Here is a 432-nt window from a genome sequence, read left to right as displayed (position 1 = left end):
AAGCTGCTGGGCGACAAGCTTCTGCGCTACTCCTATCTGGCATCGGCGGCGATCTTCTGCTATTTCGCGGTGTACGTGATTGTTTCTGGCTACAACGAGTTTGTCGGGTCGGGCGCCGTCGAGCAGTTGCATTCGCTGTAAACGTGCGAAACGGGTCGGGCTTTCTATACTCCCAGCCGAATCCACTTTTCCGTTCTGAGGAGTCGCGTCATGGATGAACAACAACGCGTCGAGATAGCCGAGCCTCGTTTCGAACACGGGCAATTTCTGCTGATTGCCGGTTTCGGCGGGCGATTCACTCAGGAGACCACCGAAGACATTCCCGCGTTATGGGAAAAACTGATCCCGCACTTGGGAAAAATCCCCGCGCAACTCAACGAAGTAACCTACGGCGTTTGCTGCAATGCGGACGGTGAGGGCGGTTTCGAATAC

Annotated in this window: 2 pseudogenes; both read left to right on the top strand. The window is 55.3% G+C overall.

Annotated features, from left to right (window positions below):
- Nucleotides 1-141: pseudogene (locus J5M56_RS25745) on the top strand (LysE family translocator); the annotation flags it as partial.
- A 69-nt stretch (nucleotides 142-210) separates the two neighbouring features.
- Nucleotides 211-432, top strand: a pseudogene (locus tag J5M56_RS25740) (AraC family transcriptional regulator); the annotation flags it as partial.

Source organism: Pseudomonas sp. 51_B, from assembly GCF_017491595.1.
Lineage (GTDB): Bacteria > Pseudomonadota > Gammaproteobacteria > Pseudomonadales > Pseudomonadaceae > Aquipseudomonas > Aquipseudomonas promysalinigenes.
This window is presented reverse-complemented; position numbering and strand designations above follow the sequence as displayed.